Below are 18,571 nucleotides of genomic sequence, written 5' to 3' on the forward strand. Positions count from 1 at the left end.
CGCCGGTCGGGTTGAGCCGGCCGGCCGGGTACGGCGCCACCGCCCTGAGCACCGCGCTCGACCAGGCCAGGCGCGCCCTGGAGGCCGCTCGGAGCCGTGACGCCGCCGCAGGCCGTGATGCCGCACGCCGCGACGCGGAAGGCCCCGGAGCGGGCGGGGTGGAAGGCGGGGCGGCGGGCGGGGGCAGGGGCGGTGCGGGGCAGGGGAGCGGGTCCGTGGTCGGGTTCGGGGAGCTGGCGGGTCAAGGGCTGCTGGGGCTGCTCGATCCGGCCGCCGCCCAGGCGTTCTCGGCCGCGGTCCTGGCCCCGCTCACCGCGTACGGTTCCAGGGCCGACCTCGTGGCGTCGCTGCGCGCGTACCTGGAAGGCAACGGTCACTGGGAGACGGCGGCGCAGCGGCTGGGCGTGCACCGGCACACCCTGCGCTACCGCATGCGACGGGTGACCGAGCTGCTCGGCCGCGACCTCGACGATCCGGGCGTGCGCGCGGAGCTGTGGCTCGCCCTGGAGGCGGCCCGCAACCCGGCTATTTCGGCTTCTCCACCAGATAGCAGCAGATAGTCGCCATGGTCACGGCCTCGTACGTGCGGCCGTCACGCAGGTGCCCCGCCCGCTCCAGGCTGATCGCCCCCTGGGCCGCGGCCCACAGCGCGTCGGCGATCTTGCGCGGCTGAGTCGGGATCAGGTGGCCGGCCGAGATGCAGTCGGCGATCACCCGATCGAGGATGTTGAGCGCGGCCCTGGCCAGCGTCCTCGCGCGTTCGCTCGGCTCGAAGCCGGGGATCGCCCGCTCGAACATCAGGCTGTAGTAGCCGGGCTCGGACAGGCACGCCTGCCGGTAGGCGGGCCCGAGCGCGTGGAGGTGCTCCAGCGGGTCGCGCCGCTGCGGCACGGCCTCCAGGAAGCGGCGGAACCGCTCGAACCCCTCCAGGTAGAGCGCCTCGGCCAGGCCCTCCCTGTTGCCGAACATCGTGTAGATGACGGTCGTCGTGCAGCCCGCCTCGGCCGCGATCCTGCGCATGGTCAGGCTCTCCGGCCCGTCGGTCCGCAGCAGGTTGACGGCGACGTCGAGGAGGCGGGAGCGAAGCTCGTCGTGAGTGGCGCGCTCACCGAGGAGGTAGGCGCCCTGCAGCCCCAGCGGCGCGGAGGTCATGAGACCTCCTTCGTGCCCACGGACCTGCCCACGGACCTGTCCACGGAACGGCCCGAAGACCGGCCCAAGGACTGGCTCTGCGTCCTTGTGACCTCACGTTGTTCGGTCACTGGGCCCACGCCTTTCTGATCGGGGGCCCACCGCGCTGGAGACCCGCACCCGATGACTTAGCCAAGGCGGAGATCCCTCAAACCACTCCGCATGGTAAACATCCCGAATTAGGTCTACTTCTGTTACATCCTGGGTATACAACGGAGCTTGTACTTAACGGTGAGCCCTCGTGAGGCTCTTGTGCAACGTGGTGTGAATCCCCTGCCCACGCCTTGGCATAACGTCGAGGTATGGACGTGCGTACCTTCTGGCTGGCCGGCCGCGCCGCGACCGGGGACACCGAGCTCACTGTCACCAACCCCCATGACGGCCGCGAGGTCGCCCGGCACTCCGTGCCGACCGACGCCCAGGTGGAGGAGGCCGTCGCCGCGGCCCACGCGGTGGCCAAGGAGGCCGCCGCGCTGCCCGTGCACGTACGGGCCGAGGCCCTGGCCCACGTCTCGCGCCGCATCGCCGAGCGGGCCGAGGAGATCGCCCAGCTGATCACCGCCGAGAACGGCAAGCCCATCGTCTGGGCCCGCGGCGAGGTCGGCCGGGCCGTGGCCACGTTCCGGTTCGCCGCCGAGGAGACCCGCCGCTGGTCGGGCGGCGTGCAGCGGCTCGACACCGAGCCGGCGGCGGCCGGCCGCCTGGCCTACGTCTCGCGGGTGCCCCACGGCCCCGTGCTGGCGATCACCCCGTTCAACTTCCCGCTCAACCTCGTCGCCCACAAGGTCGCCCCGGCCATCGCGGTCGGCGCGCCCGTCATCGTCAAGCCCGCCCCCGCGACGCCGCTGTCCTCGCTGCTGCTAGGCGAGATCCTGGCCGAGACCGACCTGCCCGCCGGCATGTTCTCGGTGCTGCCGATCGAGAACGAGCGCGCCTCCGCCCTCGTCCAGGACCCCAGGCTGCCGGTGGTGTCGTTCACCGGCTCGGCCCCGGTCGGCTACGCCATCGCCGACCAGGTGCCGCGCAAGCACGTGACGCTGGAGCTGGGCGGCAACGCCGCCGCGGTGGTGCTGGCCGACGCCGACCTCGACTGGGCGGCGCAGCGCATCGCGCTCTACTCCAACTACCAGGCCGGTCAGAGCTGCATCGCGGTGCAGCGGGTGATCGTCGAGCGGCCGGTCTACGACGCGTTCGTCGAACGCCTGGTCCCCGCCGTCGCCGCCCTCGTCACCGGTGACCCGGCCGACGAGAAGACGCAGGTGGGCCCGCTGGTCTCCGAGGCCGCCGCGGCGCGGGTCGAGCAGTGGGTCCAGGAGGCGGTCTCGGCCGGCGCCAAGGTGCTGGCGGGCGGCACCCGCGAGGGCGCCACCGTCGCCCCGACGGTCCTGGCCGACGTGCCGCACGACGCCAAGGTCGCCTGCGAGGAGGTCTTCGGGCCCGTCATGATCCTCCAGCCGGCCGCCTCGATCGACGAGGCGTACGCGATGGTCAACGACTCCAAGTACGGGCTGCAGGCCGGGGTGTTCACCCGTTCGCTGGACGCGGCCTTCCGGGCGAACCGGGAGCTGGAGGTGGGCGGCGTGATCGTCGGGGACGTGCCGTCGTACCGGGCCGACCAGATGCCCTACGGCGGGGTGAAGGACTCGGGGGTCGGGCGCGAGGGGCTGCACTCGGCGATGGAGGACTACACCTACGAGAAGGTCATGGTGCTGACCGGGCTGAGCCTCTGACGCATGATCGGTAGGGCGCCGCCACCTGGCCGGGTGGCGGCGCCTCACGTCATGCGTTCTGCGCCGTGGCGTAGAGGGCCTTGATCGTCTGGCCGAAGTACGGGCCGTACATCGTGCGCCGGTCGTCGCTGTACTTGAAGCTGCTCAGCGACATGATCGTGCCCTTGCCCGTGGCCGGGTCGAACTTCGTCATCCACGGCCCGCCGCTGGAACCGGCGGTCATGTCGCAGCCGAGGCCCTGGTCGCGGCTCTGGCCGTACGGGTCGTCCTTGAGCCGGCCCGCGCAGTAGACGAGGTGGCCGCCGTCGTACGGGGGGTCGGCCGGGTAGCCGAAGCCGAACGCCTGGCCGCCGCGCCCCGCGTCGAACGCGATCTCCTGCGTGCCCACGACGTCGGCCACGTGCTTGCCGTGGGAGGTGGCCAGCGCCACCATGCCCACGTCGTAGTTGTCGTCGCCGCCGCGCGACCAGGGGCCGGCGACGAACATGCGGCGGGCGGTGTACCGGCCGTACGGGTGCGCGCCGCGCGTGCCGTACCCGGGGACGAACGTCCAGTTCGCCGCCCACGCGCCCGCGCCGTCCTTGACGCAGTGGCCGGCTGTGACCACGACGTCCCTGTTGGCGCTCTTGACGGTGCTGGCCGAGCAGACGAAGTCGGCCCCTGCCACGGTCAGGAACACCCGGCCCGTCGTCCTGGACACCAGGCCGCCGGTCATCCAGCGGGCGCCGATCGTGCTGGTGTCGGGGCGGGCCCCGGCCATGCGGTGCGTGCCGACGAGCTCGCGCGGGACGGTGAGGTCCGCCTTGCGGCCGGTCAGCTCGGGGGTGGTGCGCAGGTCCGCGCTGCCGGTGAGCCCGCTCAGCAGGCCGTCGTCGGTCACGATGTCCAGCAGCCCGATCGGCAGGGCCTTGGCCATGCGCTCGGGAGTCCAGTAGCCGAGCACGCGCCGCTGGTCGGCGGCGGATCTGGCGGCGACGTGCTCGACGATGTCGCCGGCCGTGCTCGTACTGCCGTGCCCGATGATGTTCTGGGTCGCGCGCCCGCCCGTGTGGGCGGGCGCGACGGCCGGTCGGTCGGCCTGCTGGCGGGCGGGGGCCGCGCCGATGAGCGCGGGGCCGATCAGCCCTGCCAGAAGCGGGGCCGCCGCAAGCAGGGGGGTGCTCAAGGTCATGGCCCCCGAGTGTGCACTACGAGATGTGTTCTTGTGACTACTTTCGGTAAATTCCTCAGAGTGCGTTGGTGCTTTGTGCTGCTTGGTAGACGGCTTGGGCCTCGTTTCCGAAATAGGGGCCGAACATCCAGTTGGGGGCGAAGTTGTATTTGAAGCTGTTGACGGAATTCTGGGTGCCGAGGCCGGTCGACTCGTTGAAATTCAGCATCCAGGGGCCGCCGCTGGAACCGCCGGTCATGTCGCAGGTCAGGCCCAGGTCGTTGGAGGCGAGGAAGTCGTCGAACGCGCGGCCCGAGCAGTAGACGAGCTTCGAGCCGTCGTACGGGGCCGCCGCGGGATAGCCGAAGGCGTACATCTGCCGGCGTCTTTGCTGGTTGAAGGCCACGCCCTGGCCGCCCACGGCGTCCACCAGCGTCTTGCCCTCCAGGGGTGCGACCACGGCGGCGGCGACGTCGAAGTTGATGTCCTCGCTCGCGTTCCACTGCTGGGTGGTCAGCAGCCTGGTGGCGGGCCAGGTGCCGAAGGGGCGGTTGCCGGCGGCGTAGCCGGGGACGAAGACCCAGTTGGTGTGGAAGGCGCCGTTCATCTTCACGCAGTGGCCCGCGGTCAGCACCACGCTCTTGTTGGCGCTGGTCACCGCCGTGCCCGAGCAGGAGGCGTTGCGGCCCTGGGTGGTGAAGAAGATGCGGCCGGTGGTGCGGGCGACCGCGCCGCCGCCGGTCCACGCCTCGCCCCCGCTCCGCGCCGCCTGGAGGTCCACGCCGGCGCCGGACCGGCCGCGGGTGGGTGGAGCGGTCCAAGAGCTGCCCTGTTCGGGCGTGTCCGCCGTCAGCCCGGCCTTGGGCCTCGGCGCGTCCAAGGGCTTGGCGGCCTCCATCCGCCGCTCCGTCCAGTACGTCATGACCTGCCGCCGCTCGGTGGCCGTGTCGGCGGCGGCCCGCTGGGCGGGCTTCGGCTGCGCCGGCACCCGAGCCTGCACTTGTCCCTGCGCCTGCACTTGTCCCTGGGCCTGCACCCGCTGCTGGGGCTGCGCCGGAGCCGCGCTCGCGGGGGGCGGGGCCAGGGCGGCGGTGAGGGCGGCGGCGGTGAGCGTGGTGGCGGAAAGCAGGGCGAATTTGCGTTGCATTACGTAACCTCCGTAAACCGGACCTGGGCCTAGGAAGGTAGCGGGATCAATATCCAGATTTCTCAAGATTTGCTCATACCGATATAGCTATATTCCGGCACAAATGAACTCCCTTATCACGTGCCACATAAGGAGGGGATTTCTGGGGCCTGGGGTCCCGCGTGCCCGAGTACGCCGAAGAGCGGGGACAATGGACGCGTGCATGAAGAGACCCTCCGCTCCGTGGTCGTGCTCGGCTCCACCGGCTCGATCGGCACCCAGGCCCTCGACGTCATCGCCGCCAACCCCGGCGGCTTCAAGGTCGCCGGGCTGGCGGCCGGTGGCGGGAAGGTCGAGCTGCTGGCGCGCCAGGCCGCGGAGTTCGGGGTCGAGGCCGTGGCGGTGGCCGACCCCGCGGCCGTGCCCGCGCTGAAGGAGGCGCTGGCCGCGCTCGGCGCCCGGCCGGTCGTGCTCGCCGGCCACGAGGGGGTCGCGGAGGTCGCGGGATGGCCGTGCGACATGGTGCTCAACGGCATCACCGGCGCGCTCGGGCTGACCTCCACCCTCGTCGCGCTCGAGGCGGGCCGCACGCTCGCGCTGGCCAACAAGGAGTCGCTGATCATCGGCGGGCCGCTGGTGAAGCGGCTGGCCAAGCCGGGCCAGATCCTCCCGGTCGACTCCGAGCACTCGGCCGTGCAGCAGTCCCTGTGGGCCGCGGGGCCCGCCGGCTACGACTCCTCGGCCGTCAAACAGCTCGTGATCACCGCCAGCGGCGGGCCGTTCAGGGGCATGCGGCGCGAGGAGATGGCCGGCGTCACGCCCGAGATGGCGCTGGCGCACCCCACCTGGTCCATGGGCCCGGCCATCACGATCAACTCCGCCACCCTGGTCAACAAGGGGCTGGAGGTGATCGAGGCGCACCTGCTGTTCGACCTCGGCTTCGACCGCATCGCGGTGGTCGTGCACCCGCAGTCGGTGATCCACTCCATGGTCGAATACGTCGACGGCTCGACCATCGCCCAGGCCAGCCCGCCCGACATGCGGCTGCCGATCGCGCTCGCGCTCGGCCACCCCAGACGCATCCCGGGCGCCGCGCGGGCCATCGACTGGACCAAGGCCCACACCTGGACGTTCGAGCCCCTCGACGACGTGGCCTTCCCCTCGGTCGCGCTCGCCCGGCACGTCGGCGGCGAGGGCGGCACGGCGCCCGCCGTCTACAACGCCGCCAACGAGGCGTGCCTTGAGGCGTTCCTGCGGGGCGGGCTGCCGTTCCTGGCCATCGTCGACACCGTGGCCAAGGTCGTCGAGGAGCACGAGGTGACCCCCGCCGACTCCGTCGAAGAGGTGCTGGCGGCCGACGCCTGGGCTCGCGCCCGTGCGGCCGAACTCACAACCGGGCAGTCCCGCTAGCTACCTAAACTGGAAAGCGTCGTCACAGTAAGGGTTGAAATGACTTCTGTAGCTCTCGGCATCCCGACGGTGCGTCCCAAGCCGCTCGCCGAACGCCGCCACTCCCGCCAGATCATGGTCGGCAGCGTGCCCGTGGGCGGCGACGCCCCCGTGTCGGTGCAGTCGATGACGACGACGGTGACCGCCGACGTCAACGCCACCCTGCAGCAGATCGCCGAGCTCACGGCGTCCGGCTGCCAGATCGTCCGCGTCGCCGTGCCGTCCCAGGACGACGCCGACGCGCTGCCCGTCATCGCCAAGAAGTCGCAGATCCCGGTGATCGCCGACATCCACTTCCAGCCGAAATACGTCTTCGCCGCCATCGACGCGGGCTGCGCGGCCGTCCGGGTCAACCCGGGCAACATCAAGAAGTTCGACGACAAGGTCGGCGAGATCGCCCGCGCCGCCTCCGACGCCGGCGTCCCGATCCGCATCGGCGTCAACGCCGGCTCCCTCGACCCGCGCCTGCTGCAGAAGTACGGCAAGGCCACGCCCGAGGCGCTGGTCGAGTCGGCGCTGTGGGAGTGCTCGCTGTTCGAGGAGCACGGCTTCCGCGACATCAAGATCTCGGTCAAGCACAACGACCCGGTCGTGATGATCAACGCCTACCGCCTGCTGGCCGCCGAGTGCGACTACCCGCTCCACCTCGGCGTGACCGAGGCCGGGCCGGCCTTCCAGGGCACCATCAAGTCGTCCGTCGCGTTCGGCGCCCTGCTCGCCGAGGGCATCGGCGACACCATCCGGGTCTCCCTCTCGGCCCCTCCGGTCGAGGAGGTCAAGGTCGGCAACCAGATTTTGGAGTCGCTCGGGCTGCGCGAGCGCGGCCTGGAGATCGTCTCCTGCCCGTCGTGCGGGCGGGCGCAGGTCGACGTCTACACCCTGGCCGACCAGGTCCAGGCGGGCCTTGAGGGGCTGAAGGTGCCGCTGCGGGTGGCCGTCATGGGCTGCGTCGTCAACGGGCCCGGCGAGGCGCGCGAGGCCGACCTCGGGGTGGCCTCCGGCAACGGCAAGGGCCAGATCTTCGTCAAGGGCGAGGTCATCAAGACGGTGCCGGAGTCGCAGATCGTCGAGACGCTGATCGAGGAGGCGCTGCGCCTGGCCGAGGAGATGGGCGTCGAGGTCGACCTCGACGACGACTCCGGCCCCACGGTCACGGTCGGCTGATCCCGGCGGGGTTCTCTCGCCTCGGCCCTACGGTCGCGAGCCGATGATCCCGGCGCGAACCTCGCGCGGGGTCAGAGGTGCGGGAGGGTGTAGGCGGGGTCGGCGAAGGCGCCGCCCTGCGGGGGGTCGCCGGTGAAGTGGGCGGCCACTCCCGGGATGCGGTCGGCATGGGCTTCGGCGTCGTCAAGAGGGTGGTAGCCGAGGCGGTCGTCCAGCTCCCAGTAGCGGCGGGTGTTGGCCGACACCGCGTAGGGGGCGGCGAAGGTGAGGCCCGGCGTGGTCAGCGCGGCCCAGAAGAAGCCGGCGCAGTCGCGCGGGCTGAGCCAGGTGGCCAGATGGCGGGGCTCGCCGGGCTCCGGCTCCAGGCTGCCGATGCGCAGGCACACCACCTCCAGGCCGAACTTGTCGGCGTAGAGGCGGCCCAGCGCCTCCACCGCGACCTTGCTCACCCCGTAAAGGCCGTCGGGGCGCGCCGGCATGCCGGGTGAGACGGTCACGCTCGCCGGGTAGCAGCCGGTCAGACGGTTGCTGCTGGCCAGCACCACCCGCCTGACGCCGGTGCGGCGCGCCGCCTCCAGCACGTGGTGGGTGCCCGACACGTTGGCGTCGAGCAGGTCGGCAAGCGGGGCCTCGTCGGGCACGCCGGACAGATGGACGATCGCGTCGGCCCCAGGCAGCAGAGCCGCCACGTCGTCGGGCCCGCTCAGCTCGGCCCGGTGGACCTCCTCGCCGGCGCCTCCGGGGGTCAGCGGCACGCGGTCGACCGAGATCAGGCGCGTCAGGCGGCGGCGCAGGGGCTCGCGCAGCACGGACCCGACCCGGCCGGCGGCCCCGGTGAGAACGACGGTCTCCATGGTCATGGGGCGAGTCTGCCAGCGGCCACCGACATTCCTGGATTTCACTCCCTGTCATTGATCGATCACAAATTGGCAAGCTTTTCGCCATACCCGGAACCGTCCCAGGCCCCGCACGGGAGCATCGCTAGGCCTATGACGAGGGAGGAGGCCGGGTGAAGCGGGTAGCTGGGGTTGTCGCCGGTACGGCGGTGCTCATCGCCGGGATGGTCGGCGCGGACGGTGCGGCGGTGGCCGGCAGGGAAGCGGCGGCGGAGGCGGCCGGTCGGCCGGCGGCTGCGGTGGTCTGGGGCGCCTGTCCGAAGGTGGCGGGCAAGACGGTGTCGGCGGCGCTCGAATGCGGCACCGTACGCGTGCCGCTCGACCACCGCCAGCCCAGGGGCCAGTCCATCAAGATCGCCGTCAACCGGATCAAGGCCAAGGTGGCGCGGGACGCCAATCACCTGGGCACGCTGCTGCTCAACCCGGGCGGGCCCGGCTCTCCTGGACGGGAGCTGACCGAGTTGGTGGCGACGTCCCTGCCCGCCGACGTGTCCGAACGGTACGACATCGTCGGGTTCGACCCGCGCGGCGTCGGCGGCAGCGAGCCGGCCGTGCACTGCGTGGACCCGGACGTCTTCTACAAGCCCCCGAGGCCCGACGCGGTGCCGCGCGGGCAGGTCGAGGAGCGGGTGCTGCTGCGCCGGGCCGCCGAGTTCGCCACCGCGTGCGGCAACCGCTGGTCCTGGCTGCTGCCCCACCTGACCACCGAGAACTCCGCCAGGGACATGGACGTCATCAGGGCCGCCCTGGGCGAGGAGAAGATCAGCTACCTCGGCTACTCGTACGGCACCTACCTGGGCGGCGTCTACGCCACCCTCTTCCCCGACCGGGTCAAGCGCCTGGTCATGGACAGCATCGTCGACCCCACGGCCGTCTGGTACGAGTCCAACCTCAGGCAGGACCGCTCCTTCGAGCACCGCCACCGCCAGTTCCTGGCCTGGACCGCCAAGCACCACGGCGTCTACAAGCTGGGCGCCACCGCGAAGCAGACCTCGTTCGCCTACTACGCCATGCGCGACCGGCTCCGCTCCCGGCCCGCCGGCGGGGTCGTCGGGCCGAGCGAGCTCGACGACACGTTCACGGTGGCCGGCTACAGCGACAGGGTCTGGCCCCTGTTCGCCCAGGCCTGGTCCGCGTACGTCCGCAGGGGCGAGGTCAAGGGCCTGACCGAGATCTACGAGAGGCACGGCAAGAACGACGCCGCCGACGAGAACGGCTACGCCGTCTACCTGAGCGTCCAGTGCCGCGACGCGCAGTGGCCGCGCCAGTGGGCGACCTGGCGGACCGACATGGCCGCGATGCACCAGCAGGCGCCGTTCCTGACCTGGCCGAACGCCTGGTTCAACGCCCCCTGCGCGTTCTGGCCGGTCAGGGGCGGCACGCCGGTGCAGGTGCGCCAGTCGCCGAAGCTGCCGCCGATCCTGCTCCTGCAGTCCAGGCACGACGCCGCGACCCCCTACCGGGGCGCGCAGCGGATGGCGGCGCTCTTCCCGCGCTCGCGCATGGTGCTGGAGGGCGGCGGCAACCACGGCGTCTCGCTGTCGGGCAACACGTGCGTGGACGGGCACCTGGCGGCGTACCTGAGGGACGGCACCCTGCCGGCCAGGGACACGCGGTGCGCCGCGTCCGCCGAGCCCCGTCCGGCCGAGCACATGACGTCGCAGGAGCCGAAGAGGCACGCGCTGCTCGGCATTCTGGGCGCGCTGGACGAGCTGCGCGGAGGCTGACGTCAAGAAAGGGTTACCGTCGGCAGTTCCAGATGAGCCATTCGGTGACCCTTCGCGTAGTCTGACCGTGTGATGCTGCGTACATCGGCGTCGCGCGTGCTCGACGACAACGACCGGGACGAAGTTCTCGCGCTGCTTGACTCCGACCCGGTCGCCAACGTCTTCGTCTCCTCCCGAGTGCGGGCCGTCGGACTCAACCCGGCGAGACTCGGCGGACAGATGTGGGGATTCGGGCCGCGCGGTGGCCTCGTGTCACTCTGCTACGCCGGCGCCAACCTGGTGCCGGTCAACGCCGGTCCCGAAGCCGTGCACGCCTTCGTCGACCGCGCGCGCAAGCAGGGCCGGCGGTGCTCCTCGATCGTGGGCCCCGCCGACGCCGTCGCGCTGCTGTGGGAGCGGCTGGAGCCGCACTGGGGGCGGGCGCGGGCGATCCGCTGGGCGCAGCCGGTCATGGCGATCTCGCACAAGTCGCCGGTGCCGCCCGACCCGCTGGTGCGCAGGGTGCGGCCGGAGGAGTTCGACATCCTGCTGCCGGCGTGCGTGGCCATGTTCACGGAGGAAGTGGGCGTCTCGCCCAACCTCGGTGACGGTGGAGCGCTCTACCGCACGCGGGTGGCCGAGCTGATCAGGATCGGCCGCTCCTACGCCCGGATCGAGGACGGGCGGGTCGTGTTCAAGGCCGAGGTGGGGGCCGTCACGCCGCACGCCTGCCAGATCCAGGGGGTCTGGGTGGCGCCCGAGCTGCGGGGGAGGGGCCACGCGGTGGCCGGCATGGCCGCCGTGGTCGACGCCGCGATGAGCTGCTTCGCGCCGATCGTCACGCTCTACGTCAACGACTACAACCACGCGGCGCGCTCGGTCTACCGCAAGGTGGGCTTCCGCGAGGTCGACACCTTCATGTCGGTGCTCTTCTAGCTGTACGCGGGGCGCGCTCAGCCGGGGACGCGCAGGACGAGCAGCGCGACGTCGTCGTCGTTGTCGGCCGGGCGGACACTGGCCAGGAACCGGTCGCAGAAGGCGGTCAGCGGCTGCCCGATCAAGCCCGCGGCCTGCGTGCTCAGCCGTTCCAGGCCGTCGTCGAGCGCGTGGCTGGGCGACTCGATCAGGCCGTCGGTGTAGAAGAGCACGGTCGAGCCCGGCGAGAGCGGCACGACGGCGTCCTCACGGGGCAGGCGGTGGCCGGTGCCGAGCAGCAGCCCGCTCGCCTCCTCCAGGAAGAGGGCCCGCCCGTCGCTCTCGACCAGCAGCGGCGGCGGATGGCCCGCGTTCGTCCAGCGCAACTGCCAGCCGCCGTTCGCGTGCTCCACGCGGGCGAAGACGACGGTGGCCATCGTCGGGTCCGCCATACGGGCCACCGCCTGGTCGAGCCGGTCGATGACCATGCTGGGCGGCTCCTCCAGCTCTCCCGCGTACGCGCGGAGCATGTTGCAGACCTGCGCCATGCCCGCGGCGGCGTCGAGGTCGTGGCCGATCACGTCGCCGATCACCAGCCCCGCCGAGCCGTCGGACATGAGGAAGGCGTCGTACCAGTCGCCGCCGACCTGTGAGGCGTCAGGGGCGGGCACGTAGCAGGCGCGCATCTCCAGCCCCCGCACCATGGGCAACTGGGGCAGCAGATGGCGCTGCATGGTCTCGGCGACCCGCCGCTGCCGTTCGTACAGGCGGGCGTTGTCCAGCGCCAGCCCCGCGCGGCGGGCGATGTCCTCGGTGAGCAGCATGTCGTCGGTGGTGAACGGCTCGGCCCGCTCGGCGCGGCCGAGGGTGACCGCGCCGACGACCTCGCGCACGCCGCGGATCGGGGCGATGCACGCGGACCGGATGCCGGTCACCTCCATCAGGTGCTGCTGGGCGGCGGTGATGGCGGAGTCGGGGCGGCCCCGGTAGTCCTCGGGCCCCACCAGCGCGGCGGCGACCCCGCGCAGCGCCCGCGCCAGGGGCATCGGCGACTCCCGCGCCAGCGGTGGCAGCAGCTCCTCCAGCTCGTCGCGGTGTGTCAGGGTGCCGTTCTCGAAGTGGACCACGACCGCGCGGGAGACCGATCCCTCCTCGGTGAACAGGTCGATCACCACCCAGTCCGCCAGCAGCGGCACCACCAGCCGGACGAGCTGGCGCAGGGTCTCGCTGACGTCGAGGCTGGAGGTCAGCGTCGTGGTCGTCTCGGCGAGCAGGGCCAGCCGGTCGCGCTCCGACATCGGCGTGTGGACGGGGGACGGCTCCGGCGGCTCGGTCTCGCCCGAGCCGGCCTCGTGGAAGATCACCAGGGCACTGGTCAGAGGGTCGTCGCTCTGGCACGGGGTGACCAGCCAGGAGATCTTCATCAGGGTGCCGTCTCCCCGTTCCAGCCACTGCTCCGCGCCCTGCGCGCTGCCGCCCGCCAGGAGCGGGCCACGCATCTCGCAGCGGCTGCGCGGCAGCGGCTGGCCGCGCTCGCCGCGGTGCAGCAGGTCGTGGGCGTCGCGGCCGATCAGCTCTCCGGCGCCGCGCCGCAGCAGGTGCTCGGCCCGCGAGTTGACCTGCATGATGCGGCCGCCGTCGTCCACCACGTAGGCCCCCGCGTCGACGAGGTCATCCAGGTCGAAGGGGCGCTTGCCGCCCATGACGAGGGACCGTTCGGCGTCTCCGGACGGCACGCTCATGACCGGCTCTCCCTTCCCCTTTGCGCCTTCTACCCAACGATCTCCCTTATCACCGCACCATCGGGTGGGGTCAGACCCGGACGAGCTGGTCGAACAGGCGGGCCAGCTCGGTGTCCGGGTCGGCGGTCAGCCCCGCGTGCACCGGGCCCGCCTGGACGATCGTGCTGCGCGGGGCGGTCAGCCAGCGGAACCTGCCCCCGAGCGACTCGGTGGCCAGCGCCCCCGCCTCGTCGCCGCAGGCCAGCTCGTACGCGCTGAGCGCCCGGCGCACCCCCTCGACGTCGGCGTGGGGATCGAGGGCCCGCAGCCGCGCCGGGTCCAGCGCCACCCGGGCGCACAGGTAGCCGCGCGGCTGGCAGTAGAGCAGCACGCCGGCGTTGATCAGCTCGCCCCGCTCGACCTTGGGCATCACGCGGATCACCGCGTACTCGTAGACGTCCCTGATCACCGGTCGCCGCCTCCCCGCCAGAACTCGCCGACCGATCCAGGGCCCGCCGTCCTGCGGCCCCGCTCCTGCCCGCCGGTGACCAGCCAGCCGCCGGGCCCGTGGGCCCGCCGCAGCAGATGCTCGACGTACGCCGCGCGTACGTCGGAGGGCGAGTCGAAACCCGGCTCGCCGGCCAGCCACTCGTCCGGCACCAGCGCCGTCACGCCCTCCAGGAGCTCCGGCGTGATCTTCGCGGCCAGCTCGGCGCCCGCCGCGCCCACGTCGCCCGCGTAGGGGGCGAGCACGTGGTCACTCGCGTCGAACGGCCGCTGCGGGTCGGCGGTGCGCCAGTTGTGGTGGAACCACAGCGCGGCGCCGTGGTCGATCAGCCAGGTCTCGTGGTGCCAGACGAGCAGGTTGGGGTTGCGCCAGCTCCGGTCGATGTTGTGGATCAGGCCGTCGAACCAGATCACCCTGGCCGCGAACAGCGGATCGGCCACCCAGGCCAGCGGCTCGAACCCGAGCGCGCCGGGCAGGAAGTCCACCGCCAGGTTGAGCCCGGTGCTGGCCTTGAGCAGGTCCTGGACCTCCTCGTCCGGCTCTCTGGCGCCCAGCTGCGGATCGAGGTCGATGAGCTTGAGCTCGGGTGTGCGCAGCCCCAGCCGGCGGCCCAGCTCGGCGGCGATGATCTCGGCGACGAGCACCCTGCGGCCCTGGCCGGCCTCGCGGAACTTCACGACGTACGTGCCGAGGTCGTCGGCCTCGACGACGCCGGGCAGCGACCCGCCCTCCCGCAGTGGAGTCACGTAACGGGTGGCTGTGACCTTTTCCAGCACGAGACGAGGCTATCGTCCCCTGAGCGGAGCTACGCCGGTCGGCCTGCCCGGTCGCGGGACATCACATCTTGGCGATGACCTCCTCGGCGAAGCGCTCCATGGTGGCGATCTTGAGTTCGAGCGTGCCCTCGCCGTACCGGGCCTTCTCCTCCGGCGTGGCCAGCCACCACGGCGCCGCCATCGTCCCCGTCACGCCCTTGTCGGCGAAGCGGCGGTACGTCTCCGCCTCCGGCGGCACCGCCAGCGGCGCGATGATCTCGAAGCCGTCCATGCTCCTGCCGTTGGCGTCGAGGTGGCCGCGCAGGTCCGCGAGGACGGTGTCGAACTGCTCCTCGGTGTAGATGCGGTTGCCGATCCAGCCGTCGCCCAGCCGGGCCGCGCGCCGCAGCGCCGCCTCGCTGTCGCCGCCCACGTACACGGGGATGGGGGCGGCGGGGGTGGGTGAGATCGACAGCGGCGGCAGGCCGTCCACGGTGACCGTCTCGCCCGACCAGAGCGAGCGCAGGACCGGCAGCATCGCGTCCAGGCGCTTGCCGCGCGTGTGGAAGTCCTGGCCGGTGCCTAGGAACTCCTCCTTGCACCATCCGACGCCCACGCCGAACGTCACCCGGTCGTGCGACAGCACCGCCGCCGTGGAGACCAGCTTGGCCACGGTGAACAGGTCGCGGGCCGGCGCGATGTAGACGTTCGGGGAGAAGCGCAGGGTGCTGGTGACCGCCGCCATGGCGCCGATCGTGACCCAGACGTCCGGCCAGTGCGTACCCGCGTCCCAGCGCGGCCTGCCGGACCTCGAGTACGGGTACGGCGAGGCGAAGTCGGCGTAGAAGAGGTGGTCGGAGAGCGTCAGCGCGTCGAACCCGCACCGCTCGGCGGCCCGCGCCAGCTCCACGAACTGGTCGCTGTCGGCGAAGGAGGCTCCCAGCCAGAATCTCATCGGAACTCCGGGGCGACCTTGGTGGCGAACAGTTCCAGGTTGCGCTTGACGGTGTCGAGGGGGAGCACGCCCTGCTGGCCCTGCATGTAGAGGCCGAACCACTCCAGGTCCGGCATGCGGTCCAGCATGCGTTGGATGCCGCGTTTGACGTCGTCGGGGGTGCCGAACAGGGCCATCTCGACGTCGTTCATGCGCTTGGCGTCGCCCTTCTCCGGGGAGATGGGCTTGTGCTTCTCGTCCTCCTTCTTGCGCAGCACCTCCAGGTAGCCGAACGGGCCGAAGAAGGCGGCGAAGTCCTTGGGGATGCTGCGGCCGAAGGTGTTGATGGCCTCCTCGGTGGTGTCCGCGATCCCGACGATCTTCAGGATGCCGGTGTGCTCGCCCAGCTTGTAGTGGCGGCCCTGCTTGGCCGACTCCTCCTGGTAGAGCTTGGCCTTGGCGGCGTGGTCGTCGGGGTTGGGGGTGAACATCCACGGCAGGATGTCCTCCTGCGCCGCCCTGATGACCGACCGGTCCGAGATCGTGAACGGCTGCCACAGCTCGGGGTGGGGGTTCTGGTACGGCCGGGGGCAGACCGACACCGCCCGCACCTTGCCGTCCTCGTCGAGTTCGCCGGGCGCGCCGAAGGTCCTGGTCCACTCCTGGGCGGGCCAGCCCTCGATGCCGTCGTACGGGTAGGGCACCTGGTAGTCGAGCACGTCCGACTTGTAGCGGAGTGTCTCCTCGGTCCACGCCAGCTTCATGATCTTCAGGACTTCGCCGAAGACGTCGAAGTTGCGGGTGTCGCTGGCCGAGCCGTCGGAGCGGGCGGCGGCGGCCTGCCAGCGCTGGCCCAGGACGTTCATCCAGCGGTTCTGGTAACCACGCGCCACGCCCAGCCGCAGCCGTCCCTTGCTGAACTGGTCGAGCAGGGCCACGTCCTCGGCCGCCCTGATGGGGTCCCAGGCGGGCAGCACGAGTCCGAGCGGCGCGAGCAGGATCCGCTCGGTCCTGGCGGCCAGGTCGGTGAGGAACATCAACGGGTTGACCGAGAACTCCATCCCTTCGGAGTGGAAGTGGTGCTCGGTCATCATGAGCGCGTCGAACCCGATCTGGTCGGCGTGGACGGCTATCTCCCGTACCTCGTGCAGCAGTCTCTGGTACGACTCAGTGTCGCGCCCGATCGGGCGCTTGGCCCTGGCGTTCTCCTCGGCTGCGTACCCAGAGCCTGGAATTTGCGGATTCAGGAAGATAGAAAACTTCACCGGGGACCTCTTTCCGCGGGATGGTCTTCTGCAAGGTACTCTGGAAATCTTAACCGAGCAATCGCTTGGTTCGCTTGCGGGGAGGACGGATGAGGCTCGGGGTCACGATGTTCGCCACGGATCTGGCCATGCCGGTCCAGGACCTGGCCAGGGCGGCGGAGGAGCGCGGCTTCTACTCGCTCTACCTGCCCGAGCACACCCACATCCCCGTCTCGCGGCGCACGCCGTACCCGGTCGGGGGAGAGCTGCCCGAGGAGTACAAGCGCACCTACGACCCCCTCGTCGCCCTGTCCTTCGCCGCCGCCGCGACCGAGCGGCTGCGCGTCGGGACCGGCATCCTGCTCGCCGCCCAGCGCGACCCCATCGTCACGGCCAAGGCCCTGGCCACGCTGGAGCGGCTGTCGGGCGGGCGGCTGACGGTCGGCATCGGGTTCGGCTGGAACGTGGAGGAGATCGAGGACCACGGGGTGCCGTACGGCGAGCGCCGGGAGGTCGCGCGGCGCAACATGCTGGCCATCCGGGCGCTGTGGCACGACGAGGTGACCTCCTTCGACGGGTTCGAGCCCTCCTGGTCCTGGCCGAAGCCTGCCAAGACTCCTCCGGTGTACGTGGGTGGCGCCGCGGGGCCGAAGCTGTTCGCGCACGTGGCCGAGTACGCCGACGGATGGATGCCGATCGGCGGGCGCGGCGTCAAGGCGGCTCTGCCGGCGCTGCGCGAGGCGTGCGAGCGGGCCGGGCGGCCGATGGCAGAGGTGATCCCGTTCGCCATCCGGCCCACCAAGGAGAAGCTCGACTACTACGCCGGGCTCGGCATCACCGAGTCGGTGGCCAACCTGCCCAGCGGGCCCGCCGACGTGGTGCTGCCGGTGCTGGACGAGTACGCCGCCATGGTGTCAGATCGCACCGCGTACAGATCGTTATCAAGGTGAAGCGCGGGACGCGAGGCGAGGTCACCCGCGCGGGGAAGGGTTCGGGCGTGGCCTGAATCGATGTCGCCGCTGCTCGATCAGTACGCCGTCCACCTAGGTCAGCGGGCATAATGGAACGATATGTCCGAGCTACGTGCCGATGATCCCCGACAGCTCGGGGCGTACCGGCTGACGCGCAGGCTCGGTCAGGGTGGCCAGGGAGTCGTCTACCTGGGCCACTCCCCGCAGCAGGCGCCGGTCGCGGTCAAACTGCTGCACGCGAGCCTGTCGGGCGATCCCGACGGGCGGCGCCGCTTCCTCGGGGAGGTCGAGGCCGTACGCAGGGTGGCCGCGTTCTGCACGGCCCAGCTGCTCGACGCGGATCTCGAAGGCGACCGGCCCTACCTGGTGAGCGAATACGTCGACGGACCGTCGCTGCGCGAGCACATCATGGCCGAAGGGCCCCGGCGGGGCGGCTCGCTGGAGCGCCTGGCCATCGGCACCGCCACCGCACTCGGAGCGATCCACCGGGCCGGGGTCGTGCACCGCGACTTCAAACCGGGCAACGTGCTGCTCGGCCTCGACGGGCCCCGGGTGATCGACTTCGGCGTGTCGCGGCTGGTCGACGCCGCCGCCACCGCCCACGCGCCCATGGGCACGCCCGCCTACATGGCGCCGGAGCGGATGAAGGGCGAGCCGGCCGGGCCGCCCGCCGACATGTGGGCCTGGGCGCTGACCGTCGCCTACACCGCTTCAGGGCGGCCCGCGTACACCGCCGACACCCACCAGGAGATCCTGGCCAGGGTGCTCTACGGCAAGCCGGACCTGGGCCCGCTGAGCGGGCCTCTGCGCGAGATCGTCGAGGCGTGCCTGGCCACCGAGCCGGGCGAGCGGCCGGACGCGGAAGAGGTGCTGCGCCGCCTGCTGGGGCAGCCGGCGGGCGAGAGAGACCTGCTGTCCACGGGCGCGATGGCCGCCGTCGGCCCCGCCGCCGGCGTCAGCGCCCCTGGCCGGCCTGGCGAGCCCGCCGAGCCGTCGCGGCCCGCTCCGGCCGGTGCGAAGGCCAGGCAGCCGGGCGGGCGGGGCGGGCTCCCCCCCCCCTCCCGCCGGGGCGGGGGGGGGGGGGGGGGGGGGGGCCCGGCGCCCCGGGGCC

At 71.7% G+C, this 18,571-nt stretch carries 17 protein-coding genes; 8 read left to right on the top strand and 9 right to left on the bottom strand.

Annotation, left to right across the window (positions count from 1 at the left end; genetic code table 11):
- Positions 1-560, top strand: a 560-nt coding sequence (locus tag ABFX54_RS41995) for a PucR family transcriptional regulator (RefSeq protein WP_346112474.1), incomplete at its 5' end; no start/stop codon positions are given.
- Here ABFX54_RS41995 and ABFX54_RS42000 read toward each other — a convergent pair.
- Positions 526-1,152 (bottom strand): TetR/AcrR family transcriptional regulator, encoded by a 627-nt coding sequence (locus tag ABFX54_RS42000; RefSeq protein ID WP_346112475.1) that lies wholly within the window; start codon positions 1,150-1,152, stop codon positions 526-528. The genes ABFX54_RS41995 and ABFX54_RS42000 overlap by 35 nt on opposite strands.
- Positions 1,153-1,493: 341 nt before the next feature.
- Between ABFX54_RS42000 and ABFX54_RS42005 the strand changes: the two genes are divergently transcribed.
- On the top strand, positions 1,494-2,921 hold the full coding sequence (locus tag ABFX54_RS42005; RefSeq protein ID WP_346112476.1) for an aldehyde dehydrogenase family protein: 1,428 nt from the start codon (positions 1,494-1,496) through the stop codon (positions 2,919-2,921).
- 49 nt (positions 2,922-2,970) lie between these two features.
- Here ABFX54_RS42005 and ABFX54_RS42010 read toward each other — a convergent pair whose 3' ends face one another.
- Positions 2,971-4,092, bottom strand: coding sequence for a trypsin-like serine peptidase (locus ABFX54_RS42010; protein WP_346112477.1), 1,122 nt, complete (start codon positions 4,090-4,092; stop codon positions 2,971-2,973).
- Between the two features lie 55 nt (positions 4,093-4,147).
- Complete coding sequence (locus ABFX54_RS42015; RefSeq protein ID WP_346112479.1) at positions 4,148-5,218, bottom strand: trypsin-like serine peptidase; 1,071 nt, start codon at positions 5,216-5,218, stop codon at positions 4,148-4,150.
- A gap of 198 nt (positions 5,219-5,416) precedes the next feature.
- Here ABFX54_RS42015 and dxr point away from each other — a divergent pair, with 198 nt between their 5' ends.
- Both dxr and ispG read left to right on the top strand, forming a co-directional pair.
- Positions 5,417-6,607, top strand: coding sequence for a 1-deoxy-D-xylulose-5-phosphate reductoisomerase (gene dxr, locus ABFX54_RS42020; protein ID WP_346112480.1), 1,191 nt, complete (start codon positions 5,417-5,419; stop codon positions 6,605-6,607).
- A 39-nt stretch (positions 6,608-6,646) separates the two neighbouring features.
- A complete protein-coding gene (ispG, locus tag ABFX54_RS42025) occupies positions 6,647-7,810 on the top strand; it encodes a flavodoxin-dependent (E)-4-hydroxy-3-methylbut-2-enyl-diphosphate synthase (RefSeq protein ID WP_346112481.1) in 1,164 nt (387 codons plus the stop codon).
- Between the two features lie 71 nt (positions 7,811-7,881).
- Here ispG and ABFX54_RS42030 read toward each other — a convergent pair whose 3' ends face one another.
- A complete protein-coding gene (locus ABFX54_RS42030; RefSeq protein ID WP_346112483.1) occupies positions 7,882-8,670 on the bottom strand; it encodes an NAD-dependent epimerase/dehydratase family protein in 789 nt (262 codons plus the stop codon).
- A gap of 149 nt (positions 8,671-8,819) precedes the next feature.
- On the opposite strand from ABFX54_RS42030, the gene ABFX54_RS42035 reads away from it, so the two are divergent.
- The gene (locus ABFX54_RS42035) at positions 8,820-10,433 is read left to right on the top strand and encodes an alpha/beta hydrolase (protein ID WP_346112484.1); all 1,614 of its coding nucleotides are present in this window, start codon (positions 8,820-8,822) and stop codon (positions 10,431-10,433) included.
- Between the two features lie 72 nt (positions 10,434-10,505).
- Positions 10,506-11,348: a GNAT family N-acetyltransferase gene (locus ABFX54_RS42040; protein ID WP_346112495.1), complete on the top strand. Its 843-nt coding sequence runs from the start codon at positions 10,506-10,508 to the stop codon at positions 11,346-11,348.
- Positions 11,349-11,365: 17 nt separating this feature from the next.
- Here ABFX54_RS42040 and ABFX54_RS42045 read toward each other — a convergent pair whose 3' ends face one another.
- The 5 genes from ABFX54_RS42045 to ABFX54_RS42065 form a co-directional block, all read right to left on the bottom strand.
- On the bottom strand, positions 11,366-13,069 hold the full coding sequence (locus ABFX54_RS42045) for a SpoIIE family protein phosphatase (RefSeq protein WP_346112485.1): 1,704 nt from the start codon (positions 13,067-13,069) through the stop codon (positions 11,366-11,368).
- A gap of 70 nt (positions 13,070-13,139) precedes the next feature.
- Positions 13,140-13,517, bottom strand: a complete 378-nt coding sequence (locus ABFX54_RS42050; protein WP_346112486.1) for a DUF3037 domain-containing protein — start codon at positions 13,515-13,517, stop codon at positions 13,140-13,142.
- On the bottom strand, positions 13,514-14,332 hold the full coding sequence (locus ABFX54_RS42055; protein WP_346112488.1) for a HipA family kinase: 819 nt from the start codon (positions 14,330-14,332) through the stop codon (positions 13,514-13,516). The genes ABFX54_RS42050 and ABFX54_RS42055 overlap by 4 nt, the downstream gene beginning before the upstream one ends.
- 61 nt (positions 14,333-14,393) lie before the next feature.
- Positions 14,394-15,266: a TIGR03619 family F420-dependent LLM class oxidoreductase gene (locus ABFX54_RS42060; RefSeq protein WP_346112489.1), complete on the bottom strand. Its 873-nt coding sequence runs from the start codon at positions 15,264-15,266 to the stop codon at positions 14,394-14,396.
- On the bottom strand, positions 15,263-16,510 hold the full coding sequence (locus ABFX54_RS42065) for an LLM class flavin-dependent oxidoreductase (RefSeq protein WP_346112490.1): 1,248 nt from the start codon (positions 16,508-16,510) through the stop codon (positions 15,263-15,265). The genes ABFX54_RS42060 and ABFX54_RS42065 overlap by 4 nt, the downstream gene beginning before the upstream one ends.
- A gap of 89 nt (positions 16,511-16,599) precedes the next feature.
- Here ABFX54_RS42065 and ABFX54_RS42070 point away from each other — a divergent pair, with 89 nt between their 5' ends.
- On the top strand, positions 16,600-17,439 hold the full coding sequence (locus tag ABFX54_RS42070) for an LLM class F420-dependent oxidoreductase (protein ID WP_346112492.1): 840 nt from the start codon (positions 16,600-16,602) through the stop codon (positions 17,437-17,439).
- A 120-nt stretch (positions 17,440-17,559) separates the two neighbouring features.
- On the top strand, positions 17,560-18,571 hold a 1,012-nt coding region (locus ABFX54_RS42075), incomplete at its 3' end, for a serine/threonine-protein kinase (protein ID WP_346112494.1).

This window comes from Nonomuraea maheshkhaliensis, from assembly GCF_039529435.1.
GTDB classification, from domain to species: Bacteria; Actinomycetota; Actinomycetes; order Streptosporangiales; family Streptosporangiaceae; genus Nonomuraea; species Nonomuraea maheshkhaliensis.

What these genes read in the sequence shown, in the direction of transcription:
- ABFX54_RS42040 (WP_346112495.1), top strand. Translation starts at nt 10,506, where the DNA reads ATGCTGCGTACATCGGCGTCGCGCGTGCTCGACGACAACGACCGGGAC.
- ABFX54_RS42015 (WP_346112479.1), bottom strand. Translation starts at nt 5,218, where the DNA reads ATGCAACGCAAATTCGCCCTGCTTTCCGCCACCACGCTCACCGCCGCC.
- ispG (WP_346112481.1), top strand. Translation starts at nt 6,647, where the DNA reads ATGACTTCTGTAGCTCTCGGCATCCCGACGGTGCGTCCCAAGCCGCTC.
- ABFX54_RS42045 (WP_346112485.1), bottom strand. Translation starts at nt 13,069, where the DNA reads ATGAGCGTGCCGTCCGGAGACGCCGAACGGTCCCTCGTCATGGGCGGC.
- ABFX54_RS42000 (WP_346112475.1), bottom strand. Translation starts at nt 1,152, where the DNA reads ATGACCTCCGCGCCGCTGGGGCTGCAGGGCGCCTACCTCCTCGGTGAG.
- ABFX54_RS42070 (WP_346112492.1), top strand. Translation starts at nt 16,600, where the DNA reads ATGAGGCTCGGGGTCACGATGTTCGCCACGGATCTGGCCATGCCGGTC.
- ABFX54_RS42005 (WP_346112476.1), top strand. Translation starts at nt 1,494, where the DNA reads ATGGACGTGCGTACCTTCTGGCTGGCCGGCCGCGCCGCGACCGGGGAC.
- ABFX54_RS42030 (WP_346112483.1), bottom strand. Translation starts at nt 8,670, where the DNA reads ATGACCATGGAGACCGTCGTTCTCACCGGGGCCGCCGGCCGGGTCGGG.
- ABFX54_RS42010 (WP_346112477.1), bottom strand. Translation starts at nt 4,092, where the DNA reads ATGACCTTGAGCACCCCCCTGCTTGCGGCGGCCCCGCTTCTGGCAGGG.
- ABFX54_RS42060 (WP_346112489.1), bottom strand. Translation starts at nt 15,266, where the DNA reads ATGAGATTCTGGCTGGGAGCCTCCTTCGCCGACAGCGACCAGTTCGTG.